Raw genomic sequence first — 4,251 nt, 5'->3', positions numbered from 1 at the left:
ATTAGCCCCGTTGCAATCTTTTTCTACCTGCTGCTTAAAATGTGCGTAATTTTCGACGCCCTTTTGATCAGAAGACTTCGCTAATCAGTCTTCCCATCTAATAATTTCATACTCTATTTCTAATTGGGAAAGAGGTCCTGTATCTGAAACCGTATTTTTATGAATCCATACGTCATCGGAAACCTTAGCCTTCTGCAAGACTGTGTCAGCGTCTTTTTCCAGATTGAGATCTTCTTCCAGAGGAAAATAGTATCTATGCAAATAACCTGTCGTGACGATCAATAATTTCTTGAAGAAGACCCTGCTGACCTTTCCTGCTTGCTGGCGCTTCCCGCTGCTCTACGTTTAAAATCTGGCTCATCGCCGCGCCAACCCGCGCCACCGCTGATGGCGGTGTAGCTGCCAGCCTCTGATCTACGGAGCGTAACGACTTAAAACTGCATAACCAAAAACCGATCAAACCTTCTTGTGGTTTCTTGTGGCATAGAAGCAGTCAGCGCTATAAATTCCCCACAGGATAGTGATCAGAACAACAAATACGATGAGAATGTCAGAGAATTTTTTTATTTGCATCAGGTCAAATAACGTCATAAAAATTCCAGAGAAAAACATTTTAATTCCTCCCTGAAGAGCGCTGGCTGCCCCTTTGTTGATTTCAATCTCGCTCATACTGAGGACCAATGCTAACGGTGCACAAATCCCACTCGTAAAACCCACCAAAAAAGAAAACAGAAGGATCAGAAACGGACTTTGATCAAAGTCCAACAGAAAGAAACTAAAGAATACTGCGCTGTACAATAACAACGTATATACATAGAGTTGTCTTGACGGCAGACTATTCAATACACTGCCCATCAGCCAGGATCCTGCCAGGATTGCAGCGGCATACGATAAATAAAACAGACTGTTCTGTACGGGCGAATAGCCTAAATTGTGAAATGCAAATGGGGAAACGGAATAATAGCCAATCGTAAATACAAAAACCAATGCTGAACAAAGACTGTAAGAAACAAACTTGAAGTCCCTGATCAACAGTTTATACGCGGTTAAATATTCTCTTGTATTTCCCTTTGTGAAATGCGTTTCTTCCATACACTTAAATAGAAACAGCAAAGAGAGCAATGTAATGATCGCAAGACAGACAAAAGAATATCGCCATCCATAAGATTGCTGTATGAATCCCCCCAGTAAAGGCGCGAACGCAGGGGATATCTGGCTCGACATGGCGAAATAGGAAAAGGCTTTTTTAAGCAATCTCGTATCACTGAAAACATCAACAATAATGGCTCGCGAAATGACCGTGCACCCCGCAGTGCCTGCGGCTGTCAAAGCCCTGGCTGCATAGAGCATGTTGATATCTTGCGCAATGGCTGAGCATAACAATCCAGCGCACGCGATACCAAAAGAAATCAGTGTTGGCTTTTTTCTCCCGATTCGATCAGAGTATGAGCCATAGATGAATTGAGTAAGGCCAAGTACCCCCATATAAACAACAATCAATGTCTTTATTTCTGCTTGAGACGCTTGGAGGTCTTGAAGTATGTAGGGAAGCGACGGGTTAAAAAAATCAATCGCCATCAATCCAGAAATCAGAAGAAAACATGAAATAAATACTGTCTTTTTCTGAAGACTGTTCATTCATAACACTCCAGCTTCTACAACGCGCGCTTTATATTCTGAAACGGGCGTCTCTGGCTCGTGGTCACAAATCATGTCAATTAAAAATGTTCCGCTCTGTTCACTTTTATTTTTTAGAGCGCTTCTGAGCTCATCAAGCGTATTCACTCTCCATCCAGTTAATCCCAAAGATTCTGAAAATTTTTTCCAATTGTGAGTAGGAAGCGCACTCATTTCTTTAATATTGCGTTTATTATTGAAATAGGTCGCGCCATAATAGGAATTATTAAACACAATATACAAGATATCTCTTTTGTATCTCGCGGCAGTCTGAATCTCAATCCCATGCATGAGCATGCAGCCGTCGCCCGTCATGACAACACATGAATCCTTTCTTGCCAGAGATATCCCGACACTTGCAGGAATAGCCCACCCCACTGGACAAATCGTATTCGCCGAGAAGAATTTGTTTGTGCCTCTGCTTACCCAATAATGTGTCGTAAACGAACGGTGATTTCCAGAATCTGCAATACAGATATAATCTCCGAGACATTCATTAATCATCTGTATGGCGTCAGCAGGATGAATCCCAGAGCCTTTATCTCTTACTACTTCGTAAAATAGCGGTATCGTCTGTAAATCTTTAATAAGAGATTCATTTGCATATTTGATTTTTTCCAGGCAACCGCTTCTCTCCAAAAACGAAAGAAACTCTGCTTCATCCGAAATTATCACTGAGTCTATGTCAATAACAAAATCCAAATCCTTGATATCCGTTCCAACTTGTAGAAGATATTTCCCTTTTTTAATGTCTTCTTCCCAAACCAAACTTGTCCATTGCGTAGTATCAAATCCAAGTAGAATCAGGGTTTCTATTTTATTGGATAGAAGCGTTTCTATTGCTCTTCTATGTCCAGAATAGCCATATACACCCAGATAATTTCTATGATTTTCTGGGAACACACCTTTTGAACTCACAGTACTGGCAACAAGGACATTATATTTTTCTGATAATTTGACCAAGTGCTCGGAGACTCTTTTATGGTTTGCTCTTGCGCCTACTAAAATGGCCAAACGACTATTTTTTTGATCACATTCTCAGAAAAACTGCGCGCAGCATGTAGATCAAATATCCTGTTACCTACAATACCTGGATCAATAGGTCTATATGTACTATTTACTTCCTCCAAAAGAACATCCTTGGCAACGGAGAAATGAGAGGGGCCTTTATGATGTCCATACATTGACTTAACAGTCGCTTTGAAATATCTAGGCAGATTTTCGACATGTCGAATATGGTAAGAAGTATGTGTAATGGGCTTCAGCACAGCAGCCAAGTCCAGGCCCGATTGAGTCGAATCCTGCAACGCGCCCATCATTTCATAATATTTTGGAATCTGACCGGAAATCAGCATCACAGGATAACGATCAGCGTATGCATTGGCAACGCCGCCAATCGTATTGGCAATGCCAGGTCCATCCAGCACAATAGCAGCTCCAAACTTCTCAGAGGCTCTTGCATATCCTTCCGCCATCATCATGGCGCCCCCCCTCAAAAGCAGCAACAACTGGAGAAATCCTTTCTTGCTCCTCAAGATTAAAACATGACATGAAGGCATTGATCATTTTTCCTGGAACCATAAAAAAATATTCAATGCCTTCCTGAAATAAGGCATCCAGGATATATTGGGCCGCTTTCATACAGACGTTAACTTACAATGTAATGCGCGGTATCAATGAATCTAATATATTGATCAAAAAAGGCTCTTCCAACGTCATCAAATGAATCTGGATAAACCACATTAGAAATATCCTCAAAAAATGTTTTGGCTCTCTGAGGCGTGAAATCTGCAAGATGAATCTTCTGCTTTCCTCTTGAAAGTAAATATGCCAGATACATGCTTGACCACTTATCAGAAGTTGAAACCGTCCATTGCAACGCAAACCTGTCTGGATTGCTGTCTACAGTTGGGATTGTGCCTCGATGAATAATGCGGTAATCAAATACGATAAGATCACCAGATTTTGATGGAATGGAGTAATAAGTAGATTCTGCTGGACACGAAATAATTTTGTCTTTTTTCTCCCTTCCAAGATGATGCGTCCCAGACATTACATCTATTCCACCACCCCTTTCTTTTGAGTTATCTTGTAAATAAACATTGAACATGTAAAATTCAGGCAGAGCGCCTTCATCCTGTAGATTTTCCGCGAGAAAGAAATCATCTGTATGCCAATTAACATATAAATTATTCCTGATTGTTATATTTGGATATAAATATATTCTATTCATATATCCAAATATGTCCTGCAAAAAAGACCTCATCCTTTTATGAAAGAAGATTTCTGTTAATTTATTTTCCTTTAAAAAGATAGTGGGGAGCACTGCACTTCCGCCATCAACATTAAATATACGAACAGCCACGTCTTTTAAGGCTTTTATTTCATTTTGTTGAAGAAAATTTTGGATTAGAAAGAACCCAGTTTCTTTTAAGCCCTCTAGATATGTGGAATCACCATAGTATTCTAACATAAGGTTATTTCGTCCCTACAGCTGCTAACGCGATACGTGGAGCAATAAGCCATCTCTCCCCATCAATAGATTTTATAGTCAGCATCTCAGTAATAAAATTT

5 protein-coding genes are annotated in these 4,251 nt (G+C 40.2%); all 5 read right to left on the bottom strand.

Annotated elements, in window-relative coordinates:
- Positions 1-456: 456 nt before the first annotated feature.
- Genes CAGGBEG34_RS09795 through CAGGBEG34_RS10405 form a run of 5 tightly spaced genes read right to left on the bottom strand, consistent with a single transcriptional unit; the run spans position 457 to position 4,150 of the window.
- A complete protein-coding gene (locus tag CAGGBEG34_RS09795; RefSeq protein ID WP_050009384.1) occupies positions 457-1,638 on the bottom strand; it encodes an MFS transporter in 1,182 nt (393 codons plus the stop codon).
- The gene (locus tag CAGGBEG34_RS08460) at positions 1,639-2,691 is read right to left on the bottom strand and encodes a thiamine pyrophosphate-dependent enzyme (RefSeq protein WP_081463813.1); all 1,053 of its coding nucleotides are present in this window, start codon (positions 2,689-2,691) and stop codon (positions 1,639-1,641) included.
- Positions 2,679-3,158 carry a thiamine pyrophosphate-binding protein gene (locus tag CAGGBEG34_RS08455; RefSeq protein ID WP_158641858.1) on the bottom strand — a complete coding sequence of 160 codons (480 nt, stop codon included), beginning with the start codon at positions 3,156-3,158 and terminating at the stop codon, positions 2,679-2,681. Before CAGGBEG34_RS08455 ends, CAGGBEG34_RS08460 begins: the two co-directional genes overlap by 13 nt.
- Positions 3,124-3,318 carry a hypothetical protein gene (locus CAGGBEG34_RS11185; protein ID WP_042688435.1) on the bottom strand — a complete coding sequence of 65 codons (195 nt, stop codon included), beginning with the start codon at positions 3,316-3,318 and terminating at the stop codon, positions 3,124-3,126. The genes CAGGBEG34_RS08455 and CAGGBEG34_RS11185 overlap by 35 nt, the downstream gene beginning before the upstream one ends.
- 7 nt (positions 3,319-3,325) lie before the next feature.
- Complete coding sequence (locus CAGGBEG34_RS10405) at positions 3,326-4,150, bottom strand: phytanoyl-CoA dioxygenase family protein (RefSeq protein ID WP_006683255.1); 825 nt, start codon at positions 4,148-4,150, stop codon at positions 3,326-3,328.
- Positions 4,151-4,251: the final 101 nt, after the last annotated feature.

The organism is Candidatus Glomeribacter gigasporarum BEG34 (genome assembly GCF_000227585.1).
GTDB classification, from domain to species: domain Bacteria; phylum Pseudomonadota; class Gammaproteobacteria; order Burkholderiales; family Burkholderiaceae; genus Glomeribacter; species Glomeribacter gigasporarum_B.
Note: the sequence above shows the minus strand (reverse complement) of the source record. Positions and strands in the feature narration are given on the sequence as shown.